General features: G+C 63.7%; 17 protein-coding genes. 4 read left to right on the top strand and 13 right to left on the bottom strand.

Annotated features, from left to right (window positions below; all coding sequences use genetic code 11):
- Positions 1-9: 9 nt before the first annotated feature.
- From R4P70_RS30375 to R4P70_RS30345, 7 genes are all read right to left on the bottom strand, one after another.
- Complete coding sequence (locus tag R4P70_RS30375; RefSeq protein WP_011331212.1) at positions 10-510, bottom strand: MaoC family dehydratase; 501 nt, start codon at positions 508-510, stop codon at positions 10-12.
- The gene (locus tag R4P70_RS30370; RefSeq protein ID WP_011331213.1) at positions 507-1,265 is read right to left on the bottom strand and encodes a 3-hydroxyacyl-CoA dehydrogenase; all 759 of its coding nucleotides are present in this window, start codon (positions 1,263-1,265) and stop codon (positions 507-509) included. Before R4P70_RS30370 ends, R4P70_RS30375 begins: the two co-directional genes overlap by 4 nt.
- A 91-nt stretch (positions 1,266-1,356) precedes the next feature.
- Positions 1,357-2,517, bottom strand: a complete 1,161-nt coding sequence (locus R4P70_RS30365) for an acyl-CoA dehydrogenase family protein (RefSeq protein ID WP_011331214.1) — start codon at positions 2,515-2,517, stop codon at positions 1,357-1,359.
- Positions 2,518-2,525: 8 nt separating this feature from the next.
- Positions 2,526-3,314, bottom strand: coding sequence for an enoyl-CoA hydratase/isomerase family protein (locus tag R4P70_RS30360; RefSeq protein WP_011331215.1), 789 nt, complete (start codon positions 3,312-3,314; stop codon positions 2,526-2,528).
- Positions 3,311-4,978: a long-chain-fatty-acid--CoA ligase gene (locus tag R4P70_RS30355; RefSeq protein ID WP_011331216.1), complete on the bottom strand. Its 1,668-nt coding sequence runs from the start codon at positions 4,976-4,978 to the stop codon at positions 3,311-3,313. Before R4P70_RS30355 ends, R4P70_RS30360 begins: the two co-directional genes overlap by 4 nt.
- 7 nt (positions 4,979-4,985) lie before the next feature.
- Complete coding sequence (locus R4P70_RS30350) at positions 4,986-6,161, bottom strand: thiolase family protein (RefSeq protein ID WP_011331217.1); 1,176 nt, start codon at positions 6,159-6,161, stop codon at positions 4,986-4,988.
- The gene (locus R4P70_RS30345) at positions 6,158-7,024 is read right to left on the bottom strand and encodes a CoA transferase (protein WP_011331218.1); all 867 of its coding nucleotides are present in this window, start codon (positions 7,022-7,024) and stop codon (positions 6,158-6,160) included. The genes R4P70_RS30350 and R4P70_RS30345 overlap by 4 nt, the downstream gene beginning before the upstream one ends.
- Before the next feature lie 101 nt (positions 7,025-7,125).
- Here R4P70_RS30345 and R4P70_RS30340 point away from each other — a divergent pair, with 101 nt between their 5' ends.
- Positions 7,126-7,713, top strand: a complete 588-nt coding sequence (locus R4P70_RS30340; protein WP_011331219.1) for a TetR/AcrR family transcriptional regulator — start codon at positions 7,126-7,128, stop codon at positions 7,711-7,713.
- Between the two features lie 126 nt (positions 7,714-7,839).
- Here R4P70_RS30340 and R4P70_RS30335 read toward each other — a convergent pair whose 3' ends face one another.
- The 4 genes from R4P70_RS30335 to R4P70_RS30320 form a co-directional block, all read right to left on the bottom strand.
- Positions 7,840-10,875, bottom strand: coding sequence for a Tn3 family transposase (locus R4P70_RS30335; RefSeq protein ID WP_011331220.1), 3,036 nt, complete (start codon positions 10,873-10,875; stop codon positions 7,840-7,842).
- Positions 10,876-11,374: 499 nt separating this feature from the next.
- Entirely contained in the window at positions 11,375-11,506 is a 132-nt protein-coding gene (locus R4P70_RS30330; protein WP_276328052.1) for a hypothetical protein, read from the bottom strand.
- Between the two features lie 177 nt (positions 11,507-11,683).
- Positions 11,684-12,448, bottom strand: coding sequence for a hypothetical protein (locus tag R4P70_RS30325; RefSeq protein WP_054825790.1), 765 nt, complete (start codon positions 12,446-12,448; stop codon positions 11,684-11,686).
- Between the two features lie 183 nt (positions 12,449-12,631).
- On the bottom strand, positions 12,632-13,321 hold the full coding sequence (locus R4P70_RS30320) for a PE-PPE domain-containing protein (protein WP_317833388.1): 690 nt from the start codon (positions 13,319-13,321) through the stop codon (positions 12,632-12,634).
- A gap of 398 nt (positions 13,322-13,719) precedes the next feature.
- Between R4P70_RS30320 and R4P70_RS30315 the strand changes: the two genes are divergently transcribed.
- Together R4P70_RS30315 and R4P70_RS30310 are read left to right on the top strand one after the other, a co-directional pair.
- On the top strand, positions 13,720-13,941 hold the full coding sequence (locus R4P70_RS30315) for a hypothetical protein (protein ID WP_029257027.1): 222 nt from the start codon (positions 13,720-13,722) through the stop codon (positions 13,939-13,941).
- A 430-nt stretch (positions 13,942-14,371) separates the two neighbouring features.
- Positions 14,372-15,025, top strand: a complete 654-nt coding sequence (locus R4P70_RS30310) for a hypothetical protein (RefSeq protein WP_317833385.1) — start codon at positions 14,372-14,374, stop codon at positions 15,023-15,025.
- Between the two features lie 43 nt (positions 15,026-15,068).
- Here R4P70_RS30310 and R4P70_RS30305 read toward each other — a convergent pair whose 3' ends face one another.
- A complete protein-coding gene (locus R4P70_RS30305) occupies positions 15,069-17,720 on the bottom strand; it encodes a DEAD/DEAH box helicase (RefSeq protein WP_317833383.1) in 2,652 nt (883 codons plus the stop codon).
- A gap of 117 nt (positions 17,721-17,837) precedes the next feature.
- On the opposite strand from R4P70_RS30305, the gene R4P70_RS30300 reads away from it, so the two are divergent.
- Entirely contained in the window at positions 17,838-21,251 is a 3,414-nt protein-coding gene (locus tag R4P70_RS30300) for a helicase-related protein (protein WP_317833381.1), read from the top strand.
- Here R4P70_RS30300 and R4P70_RS30295 read toward each other — a convergent pair.
- Positions 21,248-21,811 (bottom strand): hypothetical protein, encoded by a 564-nt coding sequence (locus tag R4P70_RS30295; RefSeq protein WP_317833379.1) that lies wholly within the window; start codon positions 21,809-21,811, stop codon positions 21,248-21,250. The genes R4P70_RS30300 and R4P70_RS30295 overlap by 4 nt on opposite strands.
- Positions 21,812-22,281 lie beyond the last annotated feature (470 nt).

Here is a 22,281-nt window from a genome sequence, read left to right as displayed (position 1 = left end):
ATCGTCGTCTCAGGTGGTCGATGGTTGACGTGTGCGCGAGTGCAGGTAGGCGTCGAGCAGGACGGTCAGCACGACGCGGCCTTCGCTGTCGACCACGGTGCTCTCGGTGGTGACGAGGGCGCGTGCCCGGTCGTCGAACTGGATGTCGTCGATGACGACGGTGCCGGTCAGCACGTCTCCTGGACGCACGGGACGGCGGAACCGCAGATCTCGGATGCCGCGCCCGGCAATGGCCGCCCAGCTGTGCCCCACTGCGTCGAATGTCAGCCGTTGCAGGATCGCCAACGTGTGGATTCCACTGGCGATCAGGCCACCGAACTGGCCGTCCTGCGCCGCCGCCCGGTCGATGTGAAACCACTGGGGATCCCAGTGGGTGGCGAAGTCGACGAGTTCGGCCTCGGTCACCGTGTGTGAGCCCAAGTCGAAACGCTGGCCGATGCCCAGGTCCTCGGCGTATACAAGGCGTGTGTGCTCATGGTGCGATCCCACCTGCACGCCGACGGGTTTCACCGCGGCGCCATGCGGATCGCGCCGTCGAGGCGGATGGTTTCGCCGTTGAGCATCGGGTTGGTCACGATCGCCTCGACCAGCTGCGCGTACTCGGCGGGGTCGCCGAGCCGGTTCGGGTGCGGCACCTGCTGTCCCAGCGAAATCTGAGCCGCCTCGGGCAGCGTGCCCAGCAGCGGGGTCTTGAACAGGCCGGGCGCGATGGTGTTCACCCGGATCAGCAGCGACGCCAGGTCGCGGGCGATCGGCAGGGTGGCGCCGACGATCCCGCCCTTCGATGCCGAGTACGCGGCCTGTCCGATCTGCCCGTCGAAGGCCGCGACCGAGGCGGTGTTGACGATCACGCCGCGCTCGCCGTCGACGGGCTCGTTCTGCGACATCGCGTGCGCGGCGAGGCGGATGACGTTGAAGGTTCCGGTCAGGTTGACCTTGACGATCTTCTCGAATTCGGCCAGCGGGAACGGTCCGTTCTTACCGACGGTCTTGACGGCGTTGCCGATGCCGGCGCAGTTCACGGTGATTCGCAGTGAGGACTCCGCGTTGGCGCGCTCGACCGCCTCGGTGACCGCGGCCTCGTCGGTGACATCCGCCGGAGCGAATTCCACGGTGTCGCCGAGAGCAGCCAGCGCATCCGTGTTCGCGGTGGGCAGGTCGACGGCGATTACCCGGGCGCCCGACTTGGCGAGGGCGGTGACGGTGGCCAGTCCGAGGCCCGAGGCTCCGCCGGTGACGAGTGCGTTGGTTCCGGTGATATGCATGAATACTCCTGACGAAATAGGTTGAGAACATCGGGTTTTTGACAAAGTGAGGTGTGACTGACGCAGTGGTGTCACTGCGCGAAGGTCAACCTCATAAGGCGCGGCCGATGAGTTCCTTCATGATCTCGTTGGTGCCGCCGTAGATCTTCTGCACGCGGGAAGCGGCGTACATCTGCGCGATCGGGTACTCCATCATGTAGCCGTAGCCACCGAAGACCTGCAGGCAGCGGTCGACGATCTCGCACTGCTTGTCGCTGCCCCACAGCTTGGCCATCGACGCGGTCGCCGCGTCGAGGGTGCCGTCGAGGTGACGCTGGATGCAGTGGTCCATCAGGGTCTTGCCGGCCAGCACGTCGGTCTTGCACTCGGCGAGTACGAACTTCGTGTTCTGGAAGTTCAGGATCGGCTTGCCGAAGGCGTGACGTTCCTTGGCGTACCTGATGCTCTCCGCCACCGCGGCCTCGGCCACCGCGACACCGCCGACACCGAGGATCAGCCGCTCACGCTGCAGCTGACCCATCAGCTGGTAGAAGCCCTGCCCCTCGACGCCGCCGAGCAGATTCGCTGCCGGCACCCGCATGTCGGTGAACGACAACTCGCGGGTGTCCTGGCCGTGCTGGCCGATCTTGTCCAGCACCCGCCCACGCTCGAACCCCGGAAGATTCTCCGTCTCCGCGACGAGCAGCGAGATACCCTTGGAACCTTGGCTCGGGTCCGTTTTGGCGACGATGACGAGCAGGTCGCAGTGCGACGCGTTCGAGATGAACGTCTTCGAGCCGTTGATCACGTAGTGGCCGCCGTCGCGAACCGCGGTGGTCCGTACGGCCTGCAGGTCCGAGCCGGTGCCGGGTTCGGTCATCGCAATGGCGAGGACGCTCTCACCGCTCGCACATTTCGATAGCCAGCGCTTCTTCTGGTCCTCGGTGGCATAGGCGGCGATGTAGTGCGCGACGATCGTCGAGTGCACGGCGAAGCCGAACGCGGTGTCGTGGGCGTAGGCGATCTCCTGCTGCACGATCGCCTCGTGGCCGAAGTTGCCGCCCCCGCCGCCGTATTCTTCGGCGATGTCGAGGCACAGCAGTCCCGCGGCGCCGGCCTTGGTCCAGAACTCGCGGTCGACCTGGTGCTGCGCGGCCCAACGGTCCTGGTTCGGGGTGGCTTCCTTGCGGAAGAACTCGGCGGCGTGCTTACGCAGCAGCGCCTGATCGTCGGTCTCCCACGGGGAGCGGTAATCGGGGAACAGCTCGCTCATGATCGGTCCTACTTTCCGGTGAATTCGGGGGCGCGCTTGGCGAGGAACGCGGCCTGGCCCTCGCGGCTGTCGGCGGAATGGATGGCAACGTGAAAGTTGCGCTTCTCGTGCTCGAGTCCTTGCGCCAGAGAGGTTTCCAGGGCCTGGAGGGCGGCATCCTTGGCCAGCGCCACCGCGAGCGGTGAGTTGGCGGCGATCCGCTGCGCCATGGCGACCGCCGCTTCGAGGGCGGTGCCGTCCGGGACGGTCTCGGCGACGATGCCGGCCGCGCACGCCCGCTGTGCGGACAGGAAGTCGCCGGTGAGCAGTAGGGCCATCGCCTTGGACTTGCCGACGGCCTGAATCAGGCGCTGGGTTCCGCCGCCGCCCGGGATCACGCCGAGCTTCACCTCCGGGACACCGAACTTGGCGGATTCGCCGGCGATGACGATGTCGCAGGCAAGCGCCAACTCGCAGCCGCCGCCGAGTGCGAGGCCCTCGACCGCAGCGAGGACCGGCTTCGGGAATCGGCCCAGGTCGGCCCAGATGGTGCCGCCCAGCGCGGCTCGATCGCCGAGCAGCGACTGGTCGCGAATGGCGTCGAAATTGGTGATGTCGGCTCCGGCGCAGAAGATCCCGCCGGCGCCGGTGAGCACGATGGCACGGATCTCGTCGTCGTGCCGAGCCGCGACGAGCTCGGTGTTCAAGGCGGTGAGCACCGCCTCGTTCAGACTGTTGCGAGCCTTGGGCCGGTTGATCTCCAGGATCAGGAGGTGGCTGTCGCGGGCCGTGCGTAGCGGGGCGTTGTCGGGGTTCATCGGACGTCCTCGTAGACGTTGGTGTGCGCGGCGCGCATGGCCTTCTTGTCGAGCTTGCCGACGCTGGTGCGGGGCAGCTGGTCCAGATACAGGACGGTCTCGGGCAATTGCCATTTGGCGAATGCATCGGCGAGCAATTCGTGGATCTCCGACAGTGGAAGTTCCTGCCCGTCGGTCGTCACGACGAGTGCTACTGGACGCTCCTGCCACTTCGGGTGCGGGACGCCGATGACGGCCGCCTCGGCGATCTTCGGATGGGCAACGAGTGCGTTCTCCATGTCGATGGAGGAAATCCATTCGCCACCCGACTTGACCACGTCCTTGATCCGGTCGGTGATCTTCAAGTAACCATTCGGGTCGATGGTCCCGACATCGCCGCTACGCCAATACCCGTCGAGGAACTTGTCGGCGTCGTCGTCGAGCTTGTGATAGCGCTCGATGATCCACGGTCCGCGCAGCAGCACTTCACCCTGACTCGTGCCGTCGTGCGGGAGATCGTTGCCTTCCGCGTCGACGATCCGGATGTCGATGCCGTTGACCGGCAAACCCTGCTTACGCTTGAGATCCCACTTCTCCTCGTCCGAGATCACACCGCGCAGCGAGGGCTTCAGTCCCCGGTTCACCGCGACCAGAGGGGTGGTCTCGGTGGCGCCGTAGGCGTGGATGACGTCGGCTCCAGTGATGTCGTGGAAGTCGCGCATCAGCGACAGCGGCGGCTCGGTGGCACCGGACAGCAGCCGCGCGCGGGAGAAGTCCGGTGCGACCGCAAGCGTCTTGATGTAGTTCATCATGGGCTGGAAGATCGCCGGCGCACCGTTTGCGACGGTGACTTGCTCCGCGATCATCGCGTCCACGAGGACGGATGTGTCCTCGGCGATGTAGCGACCGGGCAGCACGATTTTTGCGGCACTGTAGGCGGCCGCCTGGGGTAGGCCCCAGCCCTGGCCGTGGAACATCGGCGTGATGAGCATGACGGCATCGTCGCTGCTCATCCCGAGTCCGGCGACCTCGGCGAGGGTGTGCAGGTAGATGCCGCGATGCGAGTAGTAGATGCCCTTGGGCCTGCCGGTGGTGCCGGTGGTGTAACACGCGCTGTAGGAGGAGGTTTCGTCGATGACCGGCCAGTCGATCTCCGGGCCGGCGTCCGCGAGCAGGTCCTCCCAGTGCACCGCGTGCGGGAGCGTGGTGGTGATGTCGGCCAGCGGCTTATCGGTCATCACCACCCACGTCTTCACGTTCGGCGTATGCGGTGCCAGCGCCTCGGCAACCGGAAGCAGCGACTCGTCGATGAGGACCACCGATGCATCACTGTGTCCGGTGACGTAAGCGAGATCCTCTGGCGCCAAACGCAGGTTCATCTGCAACATCACGGCAGCGAGGCCGGGAATCGCCCAGTACAGCTCGTAGTGCCGCTTGCTGTTCCAGTCGAGGATCCCGACCACATCGCCCGGCCCGACGCCGATCGAGCGAAGTGCATTGGCACTTCGTTGGATTCGCGCGTAGGCATCGGCGTAGGTGTACCGGTCCCAGCCGCCGTCCGCGGTGCGGTACACGATCTCCTGCTCGGGATAGGTGCGCGCGGCGTGCCGGATGATGGTGGTGGTGTTGAGTTGATAGTGGTCGCCGTGGGTGGAGGGCAGGCCCCTCACGATCTCGTGGCTCATGACGTCCTCAGATGCGTTCGATGATGGTGGCGTTCGCGGTGCCGGTGGCCTCGCAGACGGTCTGCAAGCCGAACCTCTTGCCGGAGCGTTCGAGTTCGCAGAGCAGGTCGGTGAGCATCCGGGCTCCGGTCGAGCCCAGCGGGTGGCCGAGGGCGACGGAGCCGCCGTTGACGTTCAGCTTGTCGTCCGGGACGCCGAATTCCCGTTGGAAGATCAGCGGCACACCGGCGAAGGCCTCGTTGACCTCGAACAGGTCGATCTCCTCGACGGCCAACCCGCTTCGGCCGAGCGCCTTGTGGGCGGCGTCGAGGATCGCGGTGAACTGGATGATCGGGTCGGCGGCGGCGACCGACAGCGCGCGGAACCGGGCGCGTGGGATGAGGCCGTTGCGCTCGGCGTACTCGCGGTCGGCGATCAGCAGCGCGGCCGCGCCGTCGCTGATCTGCGAGGAGTTGGCCGCCGTGGTCCGCCCGTCGGCGCCGAACACGGCTTTCAGGCTCGCCATCTTGGCGGGGTCGATGTGCTCGCGGATGCCCTCGTCCGAGTCGATGACCGGACCGGTCGGGTCGTCGGGGTCGGCGGTGATCGGCACCATCTGGTCGCGGAACTTCCCGGCCCGCGTCGCGGCGTGCGCCCGCTCGTGGCTGCGAGCGCTGAACGCGTCCAACGCCGCTCGGCTCAGGTCGAACCTCTCGTTCATCAGCTCCGACGACGGGCCCTGCGCCATCAGCCCACCGTCGTAGCGGTCGAGTTCGCGCGGGCTGTACTGCGGGCCGAGCGGCGCGCCGGGCAGGAACGCCGGAGGCATCGGCACCCGTGACATCGACTCGACGCCGCAGGCGATCACCAGGTCGTGGGAACCCGCCATCACCGCCTGGGCGGCGAAGCTGACCGCCTGCTGCCCTGAACCGCACTGGCGGTCGATCGTCACCGCGGGGACCGACTCGGGCAGCCCGGCGGCGAGCACCGCGTGGCGGCCGAGATTGCCCGACTGGACATCGTGCTGGATGACGCAGCCGGTGATGACGTCCTCGATCGCGGCGGGGTCGACGCCGGCGCGGGCCACAAGCTCCCGCAGCGTCTGCCCGAGCAGGTCCACCGGATGCCATGCGCTGAGGATCCCTCCGCGACGGCCGACCGGGGTCCGGACCGCGCCGACGATAACGGCCTCGCGAACACTCATGACAAAGCTCCTTGTGCTGAATTACGGGGTGCCGAATCGCGGATTCCGATCAGGGGAATGTCGAGGCGCTTCGCGACCTCCTCCCATTCGCGCGTCGGCTTGGAAAGAAACGTCTGCTCGAGCTCCTCCTGGGTGCCCTCGACACCGAGACCGGCGCGGGCGCGCTCCCAGAAGTGCGGCTCGAGCGCGGCCAGCGCGACGTGGCCGTCGGAGCTGGAGTAGATCCGGTAACCGGGATGCGCCCCGCCGAGCGGCGCGCCCGCTCCCATCAGACCGTGCCGAACTGCGGCGCCGGCGTCGGCGGCCGCCTGTTCGAGGACGACCCGCTCGCGGTGTCCCACGCCGGACTCCGCGGCCACGCGCAGGGCGAGCAGGGCCGCGGACACGGCGCGCTCGGCGCCGAGCAGGTCGGCCACCGGGACGGTCGGCATCGTCGGCGGCTGGAGAGTGCCGTGCAGGGCCTGGTACGTCAGGTCATGGCCGGGCTGCTCCGCCGCGATCCCGTCGTGCCCGACGATCTCGATATGCGACAGGTGCGGATTCGCCGCGGTCAACTCGTCCAGGCCGAGCTTGACCAGCGCCGAGGGGCGCATGGCGGTGAGCATCAGGTCGGCACGCGACAGCTCGCGCGCCGCCACCGCCCGATCAGCGGGGTCCTTGAGGTCGAGGGTCACGACCCGCTGGCCCACAGTGAGCTCGTCGTACCACGTCGGCGCCACGGCCCGCAGCGGGTCGCCGGCCGGCGGTTCGATCTTGGTGACGGTGGCGCCCAGCGCCCGTAGCCGCGCGGCGGCGAGCGGGCCCGGCAGATTGATCGCGAGCGACACCACCTGCACGCCCTGCAGCGAACTCGACTGCGACATCATCAACCCCTTTTTGACTATACTGATGTATAGCCATTAATGCGCATGTACTGTCTAATGTCAAGGGTGTATGCTTTTTTCTCTGATAGGAGGCAATTTCTGTGACCGACCCCCGCGCCAGTGACGAGGACCTCACCGCGAAGGCCCGCATTCGCAACGCCGCGCTCGACCTCTACGCCGAGCGCGGCGAGGATCGCGTCTCGATGCGCGCCGTCGCCGCCGCCGCCGGGGTCGCCGTGGGATTGGTGCAGCACCACTTCAAGACCAAGGACGGGCTACGCGTCGCCGTCGAGCAACTGGTCGTCGACTATTACGCTCTGGCGATCGCCTCTGTGCCGGACGAGGGCGCCCCAGCGCAGGTCGCCGCCGCTCGAGACGAGGCGGTGCGGCACATGCTCGCGACGCATCCGACGGTGGTGAACTACATCCGGCGCGCTGTGCTCGATCCGCAGGGAAAGAGCGAGTTACTCGAGCGGCTGACCGACCTGAGTCGCAGAGAGATCTCCAAACTCCGCTATTCGGGCAAGACCTCGACACGGCGATCCGAGTCCTCACAGGTCATCGGGCTGATGGTTCGTCAGCTGGGGCAGCTGCTCATGCAGCCGATGATCGATGACATGTGTGACTTCCTCGACCGGACGGGCGTGCCGCACAGCGACAAACTGACGCTCTCCGTGACCGTAATCTAGCGGTAGTTTGTTGGGTCAGGTCGGAGGTAGAGGTGCAGGCCGTGGCCTGTTTCGCGGCTCAGGAGAGACTTCCGCCGACATGCGTCGTCAGGTCCTGAGCGGTCATCCGCCACCCTTCGACTCGCGCTACTCGTCGTCGTCGGCGTCCGGGTCGCGCAGCGGTCGGTGAACTCCGCTGGGGTCGGGCAGGTGGAAGCTGTAGTGCCCGTCGATGCCGATGTGGGCGCGCACGAACGCCGACAATCGCTCGACATCGGTGTCGAGCACCGGGTATCCGCCGGCTCGCAGCGCGGCGAGGGCGCGGTTCTCGTAGACGGTGTTCCACACGACGACGCAATTGAGCACCAATCCCAGCGCCGAGAGCTGGTCTTCCATGCCCTCGTAGTAGGCGCGGGTCATCTCGCCCTTGCGGCCGTGATAGATCGTGCGCGCCAGGTCGTGACGACCCTCGACGAGATTGGACTGGGCCTTGCCCTCGCGCCGGTAAGGTTCGTCGTCGGCCAGGCGCAGGATGTGCAGGGTCTTGAAGATCCGCCCGAAATGGGCGATGGCCTGGCCCAACGCGGTCGGCTGCCCGTCGCGGGAGATCATCCTGGTGACCTCGTGCGCCGACACCTCACCGGAGTGGATCGACACCGCGATCCGGCACATGTCCTCCCAGTGCGCGGCGATCTTGGCGGTGTCGATCACCCCGCGCGCCGCCTTGTCCAGCGGCCCGTAGTCGGCTCGGGCGTCGATGCGCCACAACCGCTGATCGGGCAGGTTCGCCAGCTGCGGCCGGTACTGGCGGCCGATCAGATGCAGCAGTCCGAACACGATGTCGGAATACGACCCGGTGTCGGTGATGATGACCTCCGGAATCCGCCCGCCGTGCTGGGACACGATCACGTCGATGGTGTGCAGCGAATCGCGAGGTGTTCCGCGCAGCACCTTGCCTGCCAGCCCGGCGGACTGGTCGTTGAGCATGTTCAACCAGGTGATGCCCAGTTTCCGGCCGAAGTACTTCGGGTTCGGGCGGGCGTTATGGGTGCGCACGGGCACCACGAACCGCATCCCGTCCACCGAGGCGACCAGCCCGCCGCCCCACGCTTGGGCCAGGGGGATGTCGGCCTGGGCGTCGACCAGCACGGCGTTGGCCGCCTCGATGGTCTCGGCCCGCACGTAGCACTGGTCGACGTGCAGCAGCCGATCCCTGGTCAGGGCGTCGACACCAGGCGTTGTCACCGGTTTGAACCCGACGTTCATCGCATAGGAACAGAGCACGGCCGCCACCGACAAGCCGAGGTCGGCGACGCGGGCCTCGTTGCCCGAGGTGTGGGTGAACGCCTCGGTGAAACCGGGATGCCAGCTCATCACCTCCGTGACCAGTTCCGGCAGGTCCACACGCGGGATCATCGCCTCCACCCGGCGGCGCAGGTCGACCAGCGACGCGGGCTCGGCCTTGGCGTCCAGCGCGGCGACGTGCAGTTTGCCGTCGGCGTCGATGCTGGCTGGGGTGTCCTCGCCCAGCCGTGCGGCCAACTCCCGATAAGCGGTCTCCAACGCCGTCGCGTGATCGGTCAGCAGCTGCGTCGGCGCGGCGGGCAGGCCCAGCGCGTTCATGCCGGCGTCACGCGCAGCCTCCCAGGCTTCGCCTGCCAGCAGGTGCGCCCGCGGGTCGCGCCACCGCGACGAACGCACCGCGAAGATGCTGCGGTGCTTGAGGTGTCGGTGGAACTGTTCCAACACGCAGATCGTGTAGGAGTTCCGGTCGACGGTGCCCTCCGGTCGGCCCGGCGTGTAGATCAAGCGCTTCCACGCGCCGACGATCAAGTCGTGGTCGACCTTGCGGGCGTCCAGCAGGTTTGCCGGGATCTTGCCCGACGACCTGGATGTCAGCAGCTCGGCGAGGGTCTTCATTGCCGCCAGGACGGCGGCGCCGTCACTGGTCGCGCCGAACTCGATCGTGTCCATCAGCATCGACAGGAACGGGCGGACCGTGGCGAACTTGCCGGCCAACTCGATCAACCGCTGCCCATCCAGCTCCGCGTCGTCGGCGGGCACCAGCTCGTCGACCGCCTGGACCGCGTGCCGCAACTCGGCCCGGGTGACGGTCTTCTCGATCATGTCCAACACCACGCCCAGCCCGACGTCCTGGTTGACCTCGACCATCTCCAGCAGCACCTTCACCGCTGCCGCGAGCTTGCCTGCGTTGCGTGACACCCTCGGATAGCGACGCAGCTTCTCCTCGCGAGACTCCCGCTCGGCCTTGGACAGAAGCTTCGTCGTCATCAACATGTCGAAGGTCTCCAACACGTCGTCGACCGCCCGCGCGCTCAACACAACGACCGTCGCGGCCAGCACCGCCAAGCGCTGCTCACGCGTGGGCAGCCGCCGCAGCGCGGCGGCCTTGCTCGCCAACCCGTAGGTCGCCAACCCCGTCAACCGACGCGGCGGGATCGCCCTCACGTCGATGCTGTCCACCCCGACCGCTTGCAGGTCGACAACCCTGCGCAGCGCCGCGAGCATCCCCTTCGACGACGCCTTGAACACGCCCTTGCGCAGCCGCTCCAGCTCGCTGACCTTCTGCCCGCCCTCCGCAGGAACCTCCAGCAGCCGCAACAAGGCAGACGCGGACTCCGAGGTCAGCTGCTCGCCGAGCTGGCGCCACAACCGGGCGTCCGCCGCGTTGCGGCCGTCGCCGATCAGCCGCTCCAACGTGGTGATCCCCGGCAGCAGCGCCTGACGCTTCCGCAGCCATGTCACTGCGTCGCCGAAGATCGCCTTCGGTCCGTCGCCGGTCATCCACGCCTGGTCGACGATCCACGACGTGAGCTCCGACTCCATCTCGCCGAACGGCTTGAGTCCGTACACCTGCTGGATTTCCCAGGCGTGTTCGAGCTTGGTCTTCTCCCGATCGGTGTACCGCTTCACCATCGACGGATCGGAGATCTCCAACTGCTCGGCCAGATACTCGATCAACGCGGGCGGGACATCCAGCGGATCAGCCAGGAACATTCCCAGGTGACGCACCGTCACCACCTGCACCGCGAACCCCAGACGGTTGTAGTCGCGCCGCCGCGCAGCGATCAGCCGCCGGTCCTCGTCATCCAAGTAGCAGTAACGCTCCAGCTCCTGCCGAGACAACGCACCGAACCGGCCATAGCCGCCCTCATCAGTCACGACGACATGAAATCACCTACAGCGCAAGGTCGCTCGGCGATTGCCCCTTAGCGCCGGATTTCGTCAATCTGCTCCCCGACCCCCGAAACGCATGGTTCATCTTCAGGCTTGCCTGGTGGGTTACTGCTTCCTCATGGGCGACCTTGTGGCCACAAGATCGCTGTCGGTTTCTTCATGCGTATCGATTCCCACTAGCGTGATGTCGTCTTCGGCCGTCAAGATCCAGCCTTTCGCGAAAACCGCCCACGTGCACCTCCACCGATTTGCTTTGCCTACGTCCGGAACACTGTACAGCCGTGGACAATTCACGCAGGTCGAGCACTAGCAAGATATATCAGTCATCGCTGAATGACCGTACGCCGATGGTGAGCATCTGCCTGCCCGGTCAGTGAGAGACTTCCTGCACGTCGGAACCGATGAAAATTCGGATCCACGTGCAGGAGTCGTTGATGCCGAGCTCACACTCCGGTGACATGCTCGGCGTCGGGCTGAATGGTGCTCAGCTGAGCGAGTTCAGGGCGGTGATGAAGGAGACGGTGGTGATGCCGAGCTTGAGCAGTTCGCTGATCTTGCCGAGATTCAGTTCCTCGAGCGATTCGGTGCTCAGCGATGCGGTGTCGAAAGATCCCATGAAAACTCCTCAGTACATTATCGATTGAACGGTAGTGACAATCAGCGGGACAAGAAGGGGGCAGACTCCGGATACACAGGGCTCCGCAGCCTTCTTTGCCTTGGGGCTGCCGGCTCGCCGGGAGGTGGCCGTTCGCGACCGCTACCGCACAGTGGACCTGCCCCTGCCCTTCCGCGTCTAGCTGCCGAAGATGTTGCCCAGGTTGCCCAGTGAGCCGGTGCCGGTTTCGGGCTCGGCATCCTTCTTGGCGAAGTTGGTGGTGCACCCGTTGAACGTCACCGCGTCGACGAGGGTGGAGGTTGCGGCCGAGCCACGGCCGATACTCACACCGTAGTGGTCGACGACAGCGTTCGGCTGCGCTTCGGCGATGGCGCCGAGGCTCACACGTGCGAAGTCCTTTGCGCCGTCGATGTTCTGGGTGCTCCACCATTCGCCATCCTGAAGGTTGGCGTGCACGGCGCCGTCGGTGGTGTCCGGTGCGGTAACGCCCGGAACCCACACGAGGGTGGTGAAACCAGTGGTGTCGGTGAACTTTCCGCCGGTGGTGCCACTCAAGCGCAGCTGGAACGACGCCTTCGCGGTCGCTGCGCGCTCGGCGAAGCCGATTTCGGTGTCGAGGATGTCGGAAAGCTTCACACCGCCCGCCGAGTGATACGACACGGAACGGTCTTCGACGCCGTCGACCTCGAGCTTGAGCGAGCCGTCCTCGTCGAGGACGTTCTCGGCCGAGTAGGAGGCGGTCTGGTCCTTCTCGTCGTCGAACGGGATACCCCAACCGTTAGTGCTGGTTTCGGTGGAGGTCGCATCACACGTGAAGCCAGGCGCCGTCTCATCCGAGCCGAGCGAACCTGTGGGCAGGGCGCCGGCAAAGGCGGGGGCGATCAGGGCTGCGGAGCTGACGAGTGCGGCGACGATTCCGGCGCGGCGAGCAGTGGTGGACATACGAGTTGAACCTCTCGATAAGGAATACGAGTACAGATCAGCGAAAATTAGCACAGACTGTCCGGTTTGTGAATATTTAACTATCGCGTGACCGTAATTCACACACAACCGGAAAGCATTGCCCAGTAACGTGTTCCAGTTTTCGCATGATCGTTCAATTTCCCATAATGTGGGATCACATTCCTAGCGATAACTGGTGTGCGTCATCAGATAGCCGGCGAAAGTGTCCGCGCCGAGCGGTTCCCGGGCATCACATACTCCATCGGTGGGAGCACAGATCCACTCGACCTCCACCAGACGGAACGGCGCTCGCTCGCCGGTGAAAGTGACGCCGGCCGGAGCTTTCCTTCCCACGAGGGCGACCTCGATTCCAGTGCCGGGCTGGCGGGGGTCGGCGTAGAGCCGGACTTGGATTCGGGCAGAGAGATCCGTGCCGAGGTCGCCGAGGTCGATCTCCGCCGCCAGATCCCCGACGATGCGCGCACCCTGGGAGTACCCGAGCAAGACGTATCGGGTCGACGAGCCGCACGTGCGTTCCTGCACGGCAATCCGATCGCGAAGCCGTGACGTGCCGATCGCGACGGAATCGTCGTAGTTCTGCGTCCAGCCGGCGACGCCGGCAAGGATTCCGCCCGGATACTCCACATGCTCGACGACGTACCCGAGAGCCCGGTAGTCGCCGGCGATGGCGTTGAGCGGCGAGGCTGGATCGATACTCGTCGGTGTATGTGGACCCTTCGTGCCGTCCACGGCGAGCACCAGCGGCACCATGCACGTGTCAGGAATGGAGGCGGAGGAATATTGCTGCGGGAATGCGACGACGATGGCAATCGCTGCTACAGCTACGGAAATGAGACGAGATTTCTTGAACACGAAAGTTTTCCCGATGTACGAGGCGGATGCAGCGAATGCTGCGAGAAGGTAACCGCATGTGAAATTAGCGATCCAGGAATCGGCGCGCGAGGTGATATATGGGGTGACCCGCCCACAAAGCCACCGAACAGGAACGCGTTTCGCTAATGCCTTGTGGCTTGTTCGATCGCGTCCTGCCCCCGCTCGGGGTTCGCAGTACCAGTTCACGATCGCGATCCGACAGGAGAGGGCGAAACTCGACATTGCCTCCCGAGTACCGACCGGTCAGCAATGACGCAGTAACATCCCTGACCGTGGTGCGCTGCTTTCCGCCTCGGTTCCAGCGCACCACCCCACACCAACACAGGCAGCCACTTCCCTTCGCGCTGCCTGAATGATCGACACTGCAGGAGCTACCCATGACCTCCCCCGCCGAGCGTCTGATCGCCAAACTCGAGCAACTCCCCATCGGCGATGACGCCCCCATGTGTTCACTCCTGCGCACAACGCTGCTCACACACGCGCAACACGGCAGCGACATCACCGAACCAACCGTGCTCGGACTGCTCGCTATCACCGGAGTCCTCGAAGAACGCCTCACCCGACTCGAAGCCACGATCCAACCAGCCGTCACTCCATGACCCCAGCACCGCCTCGCTCGAACCGACGAAAACGCATGCACGAACGGCTCGGCGTGTCAGTCGAAACTGCTCTGATTCTCGGCTGCATCCCCTTCGCCATCGTCATCGCCTGGTGGGCGGCCTGAAAGAAACTTCTCTGTCGAAAAGGCAAAGACAGCAGGTTTTTCGACAGAGATTGTCGACACGAAATCTCGACACCCCGACCTCACAACGATCTGCGGGCATGCATACTTCACAAAAGCGTCGAATACCGATCGATTTTCGACAGAAATTATGAAAATTCAGCGTTTCTGGGTTCGCGATTCGACACCGACCTGTTTCATACGGCCAAATTTTGCTGACCTGCACCGGCGGCCGGACAGAAAACAATCACCGACAATCCGCTCGCTTAGGAGAAATTCGTGTCGGTGCCCTCCGGCAGGATTGGCGCATGGAAGACGCGCAGCAACTCGGAGAAGCCGTTTTCGAGTCATTACGCCGACACGTGATGATGGCTCGGCTGGCGCCGTCAGGTGGAGCAGTCATGGCCCTTCTAAAAGTTCGTCAGTCCTACTCGGTGAGTCGCCACCGGCCAATCTACTTGGATTTCGCCCACAGAGACGGTGTCCAACTGGTTGTCGAACCGACGCTGACGACTGAACAGATTGACAACCAGCTCACGACCTTTGGGCCTGGTACCGACATCTTTCGCTGGTTCAACCGTGCGTGGATACCGTCGTTCTACGAAGAGTGGAACGGGGATTACCGACATCGGTTGGCGGTACTGTTGGAGAAGAAGGCAGACGAGGTAAAGGTCGGATATTTCGGAGATCTTCGGCTGATTCGGAACGACATAATTCACCACAAAGCCCAGGTCACTGAGTCAGATCGCAGCAAGTGCAGCGTACTGCAGTGGTTCGATCGCGGGAATGAAATTGAGCTCAATAACAGTCACTACACCGAACTGTTCGACAAATTTCCGTGGAATAAGTTCGGTGCGACGACTCCCGAACCAGCGTCACCGACGCCAGTCAATACAACCATCCCTAACTCTCCACTTGCAGCACTCCAGTGGCTCCGACGAAATGGTGGTTTCGTTCGATGAATGAATAGTCGTGCTGAATCCTTTGGCGAGCTCTCACGAGTTATTAGCCAACTGGGTTATCGACCTGCGGAGCGGAGAACAAGCGTTCGCGCTCAGCCGCGATGACATCACGCGCGAGCTCGGCTTCGGAGATGTCGTACGCTTCGGGCGCGCTTTGGGCGGTATCGCTGACCCGGGCGAACTCATCGAACACTTCACGCTTACGGGCCAGAATTTCGGTGATACGCGGGTCAACCCCTTCTTCGGTGAGAAGCCGGTGAACTTGAACAGATTCCAGCTGCCCCATGCGGTGTGCTCGTGCGATGGCCTGCCATTCGGTAGTCGGTTTGAGTTGCGGCTCACAGATCACCACCACCGACGCTGCTTGAATGTTCAGGCCCACGCCGCCGGCCACGATCTGCGACACCAGTGCTGCGCCGTGACCGGCAGCGGAGAACTGATCGACCATCGTCTGCCGCGTCGCTGCGGGGACGGAGCCGGTCAACGGCCCGAATACCTTGCCCGGCAACGCGCGAACAATTTGATCGAGAACTCCTCGGAAGTGGGAGAACACGATCACCCGGCGGCCGTTTTCCTCGGCTTCCGCAACGATTTCGAGGAGCCGCTCCATCTTTTGCGATCGCTTGCCCTGGGACATAGCGGCTTGGCGCATTGCCATGAAGTTCCCCGCCGCCACGGCATCCCTGTAGGCGCTTGCATCAGCGGCCGAGAGCGGGAGCCATTCCTCGACCTCGACCAGGTCCGGTAGCTCGGTGAGCACGTCCTCCTGATTGCGGCGCAGGTAAGCGGGGGCGACTTGCTTCCGGAAGAGGCGGGGAGTCAGTTCGGTGGCATCGACGACGAGCTCCGGCCGAAGGTAGCCGACGAGATTTCGGAACTCGTCGATGCGGTTCTCCAGCGGTGTCCCGGTCAGGAGAATCGCGCGCTCTGCCGAGTCGAGGAGTCGGGTGGTGCGTAGTGAACGAAGCGCTTCGGGATTCTTGATGTAATGCGCCTCGTCAACAACCACGCAACCGAGGTCAGTGACGGCCGAGACACGGCCGTCGAACCATGCCAGAGTCTCGAACGTCGTCACGGCGACGCCGCCGTTGCGGATCCAGTTTTGAGCGGCGCTCTCGCGCCCGGGGCCGTGGACGCGAAGGGGACGCAACCGGGACTTGGACGAGATCTCTCGGATCCAGTTGGTTACGACTGCGGCGGGGCAGATGACCAGGGTGTGGTGAGAGCCCTTCGACCGCAGGTGGGCGAGCACGGCGAGTGCTTCGATGGTTTTCCCGAGGCCCATTTCGTCTCCGATGATGACCTTGCGTTGGACGAGGGCGAACCGTGCCCCGAAACTTTGGTAGCCGCGTAGGGATGCAGCAAGGTACTCGGTGTCAAGTTCGAGCGCTCGGACTGCCTCGATGATGTCGTCGGGGAGGTCGCCGTGAGTCTTTTCTTCGTCTTCGGTGATGAAGCCGAGTTCGGCGAGCAGCGCGAAGTAATCAGCCGGTCTGGTGAGGAAGTCGTCCCACGGATCAGCTGTCCCTGCCGCATTGGTCGCTCCCGCCACAAGCTGAGCGCGGTATAGGACCGCATCGATATCGACCTGGAGCTCGGTGAATGCAGTGGTGTTGTCCGCGAACAGGACAAGGTGGCGGACATCGCGCCCGAGGGCACGCGCCAGCGGGGCGAGTTCTTCGACGCGGGCGAGATCCGCCCCCGCGTCCTTGATCTTTCGCGTGGCATCCCACGCCGAGAGACGACGAAGAAGCTCCGTCGTCGACGGTGTTCTGTTCTTGATATCGATCCGCGTCGGCATCTCGTCGTAGGTCGTCTGCCGGAGTGTCTGGGCGGCTCCGCGTAATCGTGTGGCGGTGGTTCCGCCGATTCCGGGTAGCTGCTCGAGCCGGTCTCCGAGCTCCAAGACACCTTGAACAGTCGTGATGCCGGCGTCAGTGAGAGCGTTGACGCGAAGGCGATCACGCGTTGCTTCTTTGAGACGCTCCACTGGCATCTCAGCCAACAACGCTTGGGCTTCCGCGCGGCGGACTTCATTTCCGGCGTTCTCAGCTAGGTTGCGTGAGATGTTCTCGTCTTTGAGAGCTTGTTCGACAGCGGTGATCGCCGCCGGTAACTTTGCCGCTGCAGCAGCTGTGAGGATTTCGCTGCAACGGCCGAAGTCGCTCAACCGTTGCGCCAGGCGAACCCGATCGGACAACGCCTCCGCCGTATCGACCCGTTCGGGCGCACTCGGTCCGGCCAGGCGGGCGATGATGCCCGTCACCTCAGCATTGACTGCCCCGTCTCGATACTCCACCAAAAATTCAGCAGCATCACGTCCGGCGGCACGTTTCTTGGAGCCCCGTACGAACCGCCGGAGACCCGAATTTTCACGAATCTCTTTGATAGCAGCAGCCGCGTCGCTCTGGAGGACCTGCAGCAATCGCTCTTCGGCGACGGTGAGCGGCGTGAGGGCGGTCTCTGTTGCCAGCTTTCCGAGCAAAACCTCGTCGGAAGTCCGCAGCGGGAGAACCCGACAGTGCGCCGCTCCGTTCCGGTTCACGGTCACTGCTGAACCGCGCAGCGCACTAGTAGCGCTTCGGGCTGCGGGCTCGATCGTTGCGCGGTGTTCCCGAGCAGTGTTCGCCTGGTTGATCCAGGTCGAGATTTCAGCGGTAATTACCCGTAGTTGTTGTTTGTCGTTTCGTTCCATTGCCCTGACCACCGAGTCGGTTTTTGCTCAGACAATAACCCGGCACTGCTGGTGCGATGATCCACTTTGTCGTACCACTCGGCTAGCGTTGATCAACTGTCTATCTGGAGGTTCAACGTGCAGCTCGAGGAACTGAAGCCGGGATTGCGCCTGCAGGGGCTGATTCCCGCCGAGGTAGTCACCGTCATCGCCGTGCAGTGGCACGGCGGCGACGCTCTCGAGCTGACCTACAAGACGACCACCGGGGGGCTCGGTCAACAAGTCATTTTCCGGAAGAACGAAGCTCAGCTCGACATCGCGCAGACCGGCAGCCGTCCCTTCGATGCGCCGGCCTCGGACTTCAAGCTTGTCGCCGAAGCGCAGCGCATCGGTCTGGCAGGTTTGTTCGACCCGATGCTCGCTGTCGCGACCAGTGACGTCCAACCGCTTCCTCACCAGATCAGAGCGGTCTACGGGGAGCTGCTTCCGCGCACTCCGCTGCGGTTTCTCCTCGCCGACGATCCGGGCGCCGGTAAGACGATCATGGCAGGGCTCTACATCAAGGAGCTGATCCTGCGTGATGACGTTCGCAAATGTCTGATCGTCGCTCCGGGTGGGCTCGTCGAGCAGTGGCAGGACGAATTGTTCTTCAAGTTCGGGCTCCGGTTCGACCTGCTTACGAACCAGTTGATCGACGCCAACATCAATCTCAACGTCTTCGACTCCAATCCGCTGTTGATCGCTCGCATGGACCAACTTTCCCGCAACGAACAATTGCAGAATCAGCTCGGGGAAACCGAATGGGACCTGGTGATCGTCGACGAGGCGCACCGCATGGGCGCCCACTATTTCGGCGGGAAGTTGAACAAAACCAAAAGGTTTCTACTCGGTGAAGCGCTGGGCGAGATCACCCGTCACCTGTTGTTGATGACGGCGACCCCGCACTCGGGGAAGGAAGAGGACTTTCAACTGTTCCTCACCCTGCTCGACAAAGACCGGTTCGAAGGCAAGAACAAAGTCACCGCCGACACCAGCGGCATCATGCGCCGCATGGTCAAAGAAGACCTACTCACCTTCGAGGGCAAGAAACTCTTTCCCGAGCGCATCGCCGAAACCGTCCCGTACGAGCTGACCGCGCTTGAGTACGAACTCTACGAACAAGTCACCTCCTACGTCCGCGAAGGGATGAACCGGGCCGAACGCGTCGGCGGAAAACGAAAGAACACCGTCGGGTTCGCCCTCACCGTCCTCCAACGCCGGCTCGCCTCCAGCCCCGAAGCGATCTACAAAAGCCTCGTTCGTCGCACCGAACGACTCGAGCGCAAGAAACAAGACATCCTCAACGGGACCTACACCGAGACCGAACCGAGCCTCGATCTAGCCGACCTCGACACCGACGACTACAACGCCGAAGAGGTCGAAGAATTCGAAGAAGAACTCCTCGACGCCGCAACGGCGGCGCAGACCGTGGAGGAACTCAACACCGAACTACTCGAACTCGCCGACCTGACACGGCTCGCCAAACAAGTTCGCGACGCCGGAACCGACCGCAAGTGGACCGAACTGTCCACGATCCTGCAAGATCATGCCCTCACCACCGACCGCAACGGATGGCCTCGAAAGTTCATCATCTTCACCGAACACCGCGATACCCTCGACTACCTCCAGGCCAGGATCGGTTCCCTCCTCGGTCGCCCTGACACAGTCAAAGCCATCCACGGCGGCGTGCGCCGCGGTGAACGACGACAGATCACCGAAGAGTTCACCAAGAACCACGCCTGCCAGATTCTGCTCGCCACCGACGCCGCCGGCGAAGGCCTCAACCTGCAGGCGGCGCACCTGATGGTCAACTACGACCTGCCGTGGAATCCGAACCGCATCGAGCAACGCTTTGGCCGCATCCATCGCATCGGACAGGAAGAGGTCTGCCGACTGTGGAACCTCGTCGCGGCCAACACCCGCGAAGGTGAAGTCTTCACCAGACTGCTCGGAAAGATCGAAGAGCAGCGGAAAGCTTACGGTGGCAAGGTCTTCGATGTTCTCGGTGAGGCTTTCGCCGACACTCCCCTGCGCGATCTATTGATGAATGCCATCCAGTACGGCGAGCTGCCGGAAGTGAAAGCCAAGATGCACGAGGTCATCGACCGCACGGTCGGCGACGGACTCAAAGAGCTGCTCGACGAACGCGCCCTCGCCTCGGAGCATCTCGCCGACTCCGACCTCGCTGCGCTCCGAGCCGCGATGGACGAAGCCCGTGCCCGCCGCCTGCAACCGCACTACATCGAGCTGGCGTTCAAGGCTGCCTTCACCCGGCTCGGAGGTCGCATCACGAAACGAGAAAAGGGTCGCTACGAGATCCCCAACGTGCCCGCCCTCCTTCGTGCCAGCAAGCACGGCCCCATCGCAACTCGCTACGACCGGGTGACTTTCGATCTGCCCCACGTCCAACCGGATGATCTCGCCCGCGCCGATCTGCTCGCCCCTGGCCATCCGCTGCACGACGCGGTGATGGACGAAGCGCTGCGGAAGTTCGGTGGCACTCTCACCGCCGGCACCGTGCTGGTGTCCTCCACCCTGGAGGAGCCGCATTTGCTTGTCGGCGTCACCGAGGAAGTCGCCGACGCGACCGGGTCCTCGGTGGCCCGCCGCTTCGGCTACGCCTTTGTCGATCACTACGGCACCGTCACACCGGCGGGACCGGCACCGTATCTGGATTGTGTGGCGGCCCCTGATGTTCCGGTTGTCAAGGCTTCTCGCTCGCTTCCCTGGCTGGCGGACGCGGAAGACAAAGCGGCGAGCTGGATCATTTCCCATCAGCTCCCCGAGTATCTCGCCGAGGTTCAGCCCCAGCGGGCAGCTGAACTGCACAAGACCCGCGAACTCGTCACCAAACGCCTCCAAAGCGAGACCGAACGACTCCTCCTCGATGCCGCCGTCGCAGCGGAGAAGGAACAAGCCGGTGACAAGGCCAAGGAGTCCTCGGAGAGTCTGAACCGCAAGGCTGTTGAGCTCGATCACCGCCTGCGTCAGCGCCTGGAACTGCTCGACCAACAAGCCCTCATGTCCACGAAACCGCCGCTCATCCTGACCGCTGCTCTCGTGCTGCCTATCGGGATGATCGACGACGCGGACCTCCCCGCTACCGCGCCGATCCACGCCAAGGAAACCAAGGAGGTCGAACGCCGGGGTGTCGACCTCGTCCTGGCCTGCGAGCAGAAGATCGGCCGACAGCCAGTCGAACAGGCCTTCAACAACAAAGGCTTCGACATTCTCTCCGCCTCGCCCAACGGTGACACTTACCGTATCGAGGTCAAGGCCCGGATCGACGGCGCCAAGGACTTCTTCGTCACTCACAACGAGGTCATGACCGGCAAGAACGCTGTCCCCCTGTACCGACTCGCCCTCGTCCGCGTCGACCCCCGCGGATCAGAGTTTGACGAGGTTCGCTACCTCGACGACCCCTTCGCCTCCACCGACCTCGGCGACTTCGACGCTACAGGCATCCGAGGTGATTGGAACAAAATCTGGGCTAAGGGACGAAACCCGTTCTAAATTATCCCGGCCTCATGATCAGACGGGGGCGGGTTTTTTGCAGTCGATTCTGAAGCAGTCACAGTACCAAAGTATGCGCCAACACTGTCCTCATACGGAGCGGTGACAGATTCCAAGCGTGCACTCAGCAACGCCGTATCAGCTGACGACAGCAAAATCGGTGTACGCCGGAGCACCTGCCCGTAGTTAGCACGACCAGCGGTCAGCTCAAGGTCGTTCTTGACGTCACTGATAGAGAGCCCCGATCCGAGTGCCGCAAGTCGCTCGAAAAATACTTCGCAACCATACTCAAATTTTCGCCCCCCCACCTGCGCCGCTGTACGTAACCGTGCCACCTCTGTGAGGACTACCGCGCTGCCAATCATGATCCCCGCTTTGGGTCGGACCTTCCCACCAAGAGCTGGCCAGCACTTGACTCCCGCATAGAAGACCAGCGTATCCCCACGTGACAAGCGGGAGGCTGTGCGACGCCCCACCTCACTGAACGCCATCCGCTGGTTTTTCAAGACCCATCGAACGGCCTCAGCGTTGCCCAATACCACCAGATGCGTTGCAGCCATGGGATTAGCCTAAAGCGTGCTTACCGACTCAATAACCTCGACCTGAAATGCCAGTTACGACGTAGTCTGTCCAGCTGTCCGCGAGGCAGTCAGTCCAGCTGTCAGGGAGGTAGTCAGTCCCAGCTGTCAACGAGGTAGTCAGTCCCAGCGGTCAGCGACTCGCGACAAGGAAATGACGACATCAACCAAGGTGCAGAGATCGCAGACGGCGCTCAGCATCAAGGTCCCAGACTTGGGCCGGTCCCCGTAAAGTCCCGCAGCCCCGTTTACCTCCGCTAGGTGAGGCGCAGACCTACGAGGACGGAATCCAAGTACCAACGAGGCGCCGAATATTCTGGCCACAACGGCACAGGTGCCGAACGAGGTGGATGTTTCGCGCGTGTCGCGTCAAGGACACTTCTGCGCCGACGCGAACCGTCGAATCTGGGATGTTCAGAATCCATCGGTTCATTGTGGTCTGTGATCGCTGA

The organism is Rhodococcus sp. IEGM 1241 (genome assembly GCF_033142365.1).
In the GTDB taxonomy this organism is placed as follows: domain Bacteria; phylum Actinomycetota; class Actinomycetes; order Mycobacteriales; family Mycobacteriaceae; genus Rhodococcus_F; species Rhodococcus_F erythropolis.
The sequence above is the reverse complement of the archived record's forward strand: the minus strand, read 5'-3'. Positions and strand labels throughout refer to the sequence as shown.

What these genes read in the sequence shown, in the direction of transcription:
- R4P70_RS30295 (WP_317833379.1), bottom strand. Translation starts at nt 21,811, where the DNA reads ATGGCTGCAACGCATCTGGTGGTATTGGGCAACGCTGAGGCCGTTCGA.
- R4P70_RS30350 (WP_011331217.1), bottom strand. Translation starts at nt 6,161, where the DNA reads ATGAGTGTTCGCGAGGCCGTTATCGTCGGCGCGGTCCGGACCCCGGTC.
- R4P70_RS30360 (WP_011331215.1), bottom strand. Translation starts at nt 3,314, where the DNA reads ATGAACCCCGACAACGCCCCGCTACGCACGGCCCGCGACAGCCACCTC.
- R4P70_RS30345 (WP_011331218.1), bottom strand. Translation starts at nt 7,024, where the DNA reads ATGTCGCAGTCGAGTTCGCTGCAGGGCGTGCAGGTGGTGTCGCTCGCG.
- R4P70_RS30370 (WP_011331213.1), bottom strand. Translation starts at nt 1,265, where the DNA reads ATGCATATCACCGGAACCAACGCACTCGTCACCGGCGGAGCCTCGGGC.
- R4P70_RS30365 (WP_011331214.1), bottom strand. Translation starts at nt 2,517, where the DNA reads ATGAGCGAGCTGTTCCCCGATTACCGCTCCCCGTGGGAGACCGACGAT.
- R4P70_RS30355 (WP_011331216.1), bottom strand. Translation starts at nt 4,978, where the DNA reads ATGAGCCACGAGATCGTGAGGGGCCTGCCCTCCACCCACGGCGACCAC.
- R4P70_RS30310 (WP_317833385.1), top strand. Translation starts at nt 14,372, where the DNA reads ATGGAAGACGCGCAGCAACTCGGAGAAGCCGTTTTCGAGTCATTACGC.
- R4P70_RS30305 (WP_317833383.1), bottom strand. Translation starts at nt 17,720, where the DNA reads ATGGAACGAAACGACAAACAACAACTACGGGTAATTACCGCTGAAATC.
- R4P70_RS30330 (WP_276328052.1), bottom strand. Translation starts at nt 11,506, where the DNA reads ATGGGATCTTTCGACACCGCATCGCTGAGCACCGAATCGCTCGAGGAA.
- R4P70_RS30325 (WP_054825790.1), bottom strand. Translation starts at nt 12,448, where the DNA reads ATGTCCACCACTGCTCGCCGCGCCGGAATCGTCGCCGCACTCGTCAGC.
- R4P70_RS30315 (WP_029257027.1), top strand. Translation starts at nt 13,720, where the DNA reads ATGACCTCCCCCGCCGAGCGTCTGATCGCCAAACTCGAGCAACTCCCC.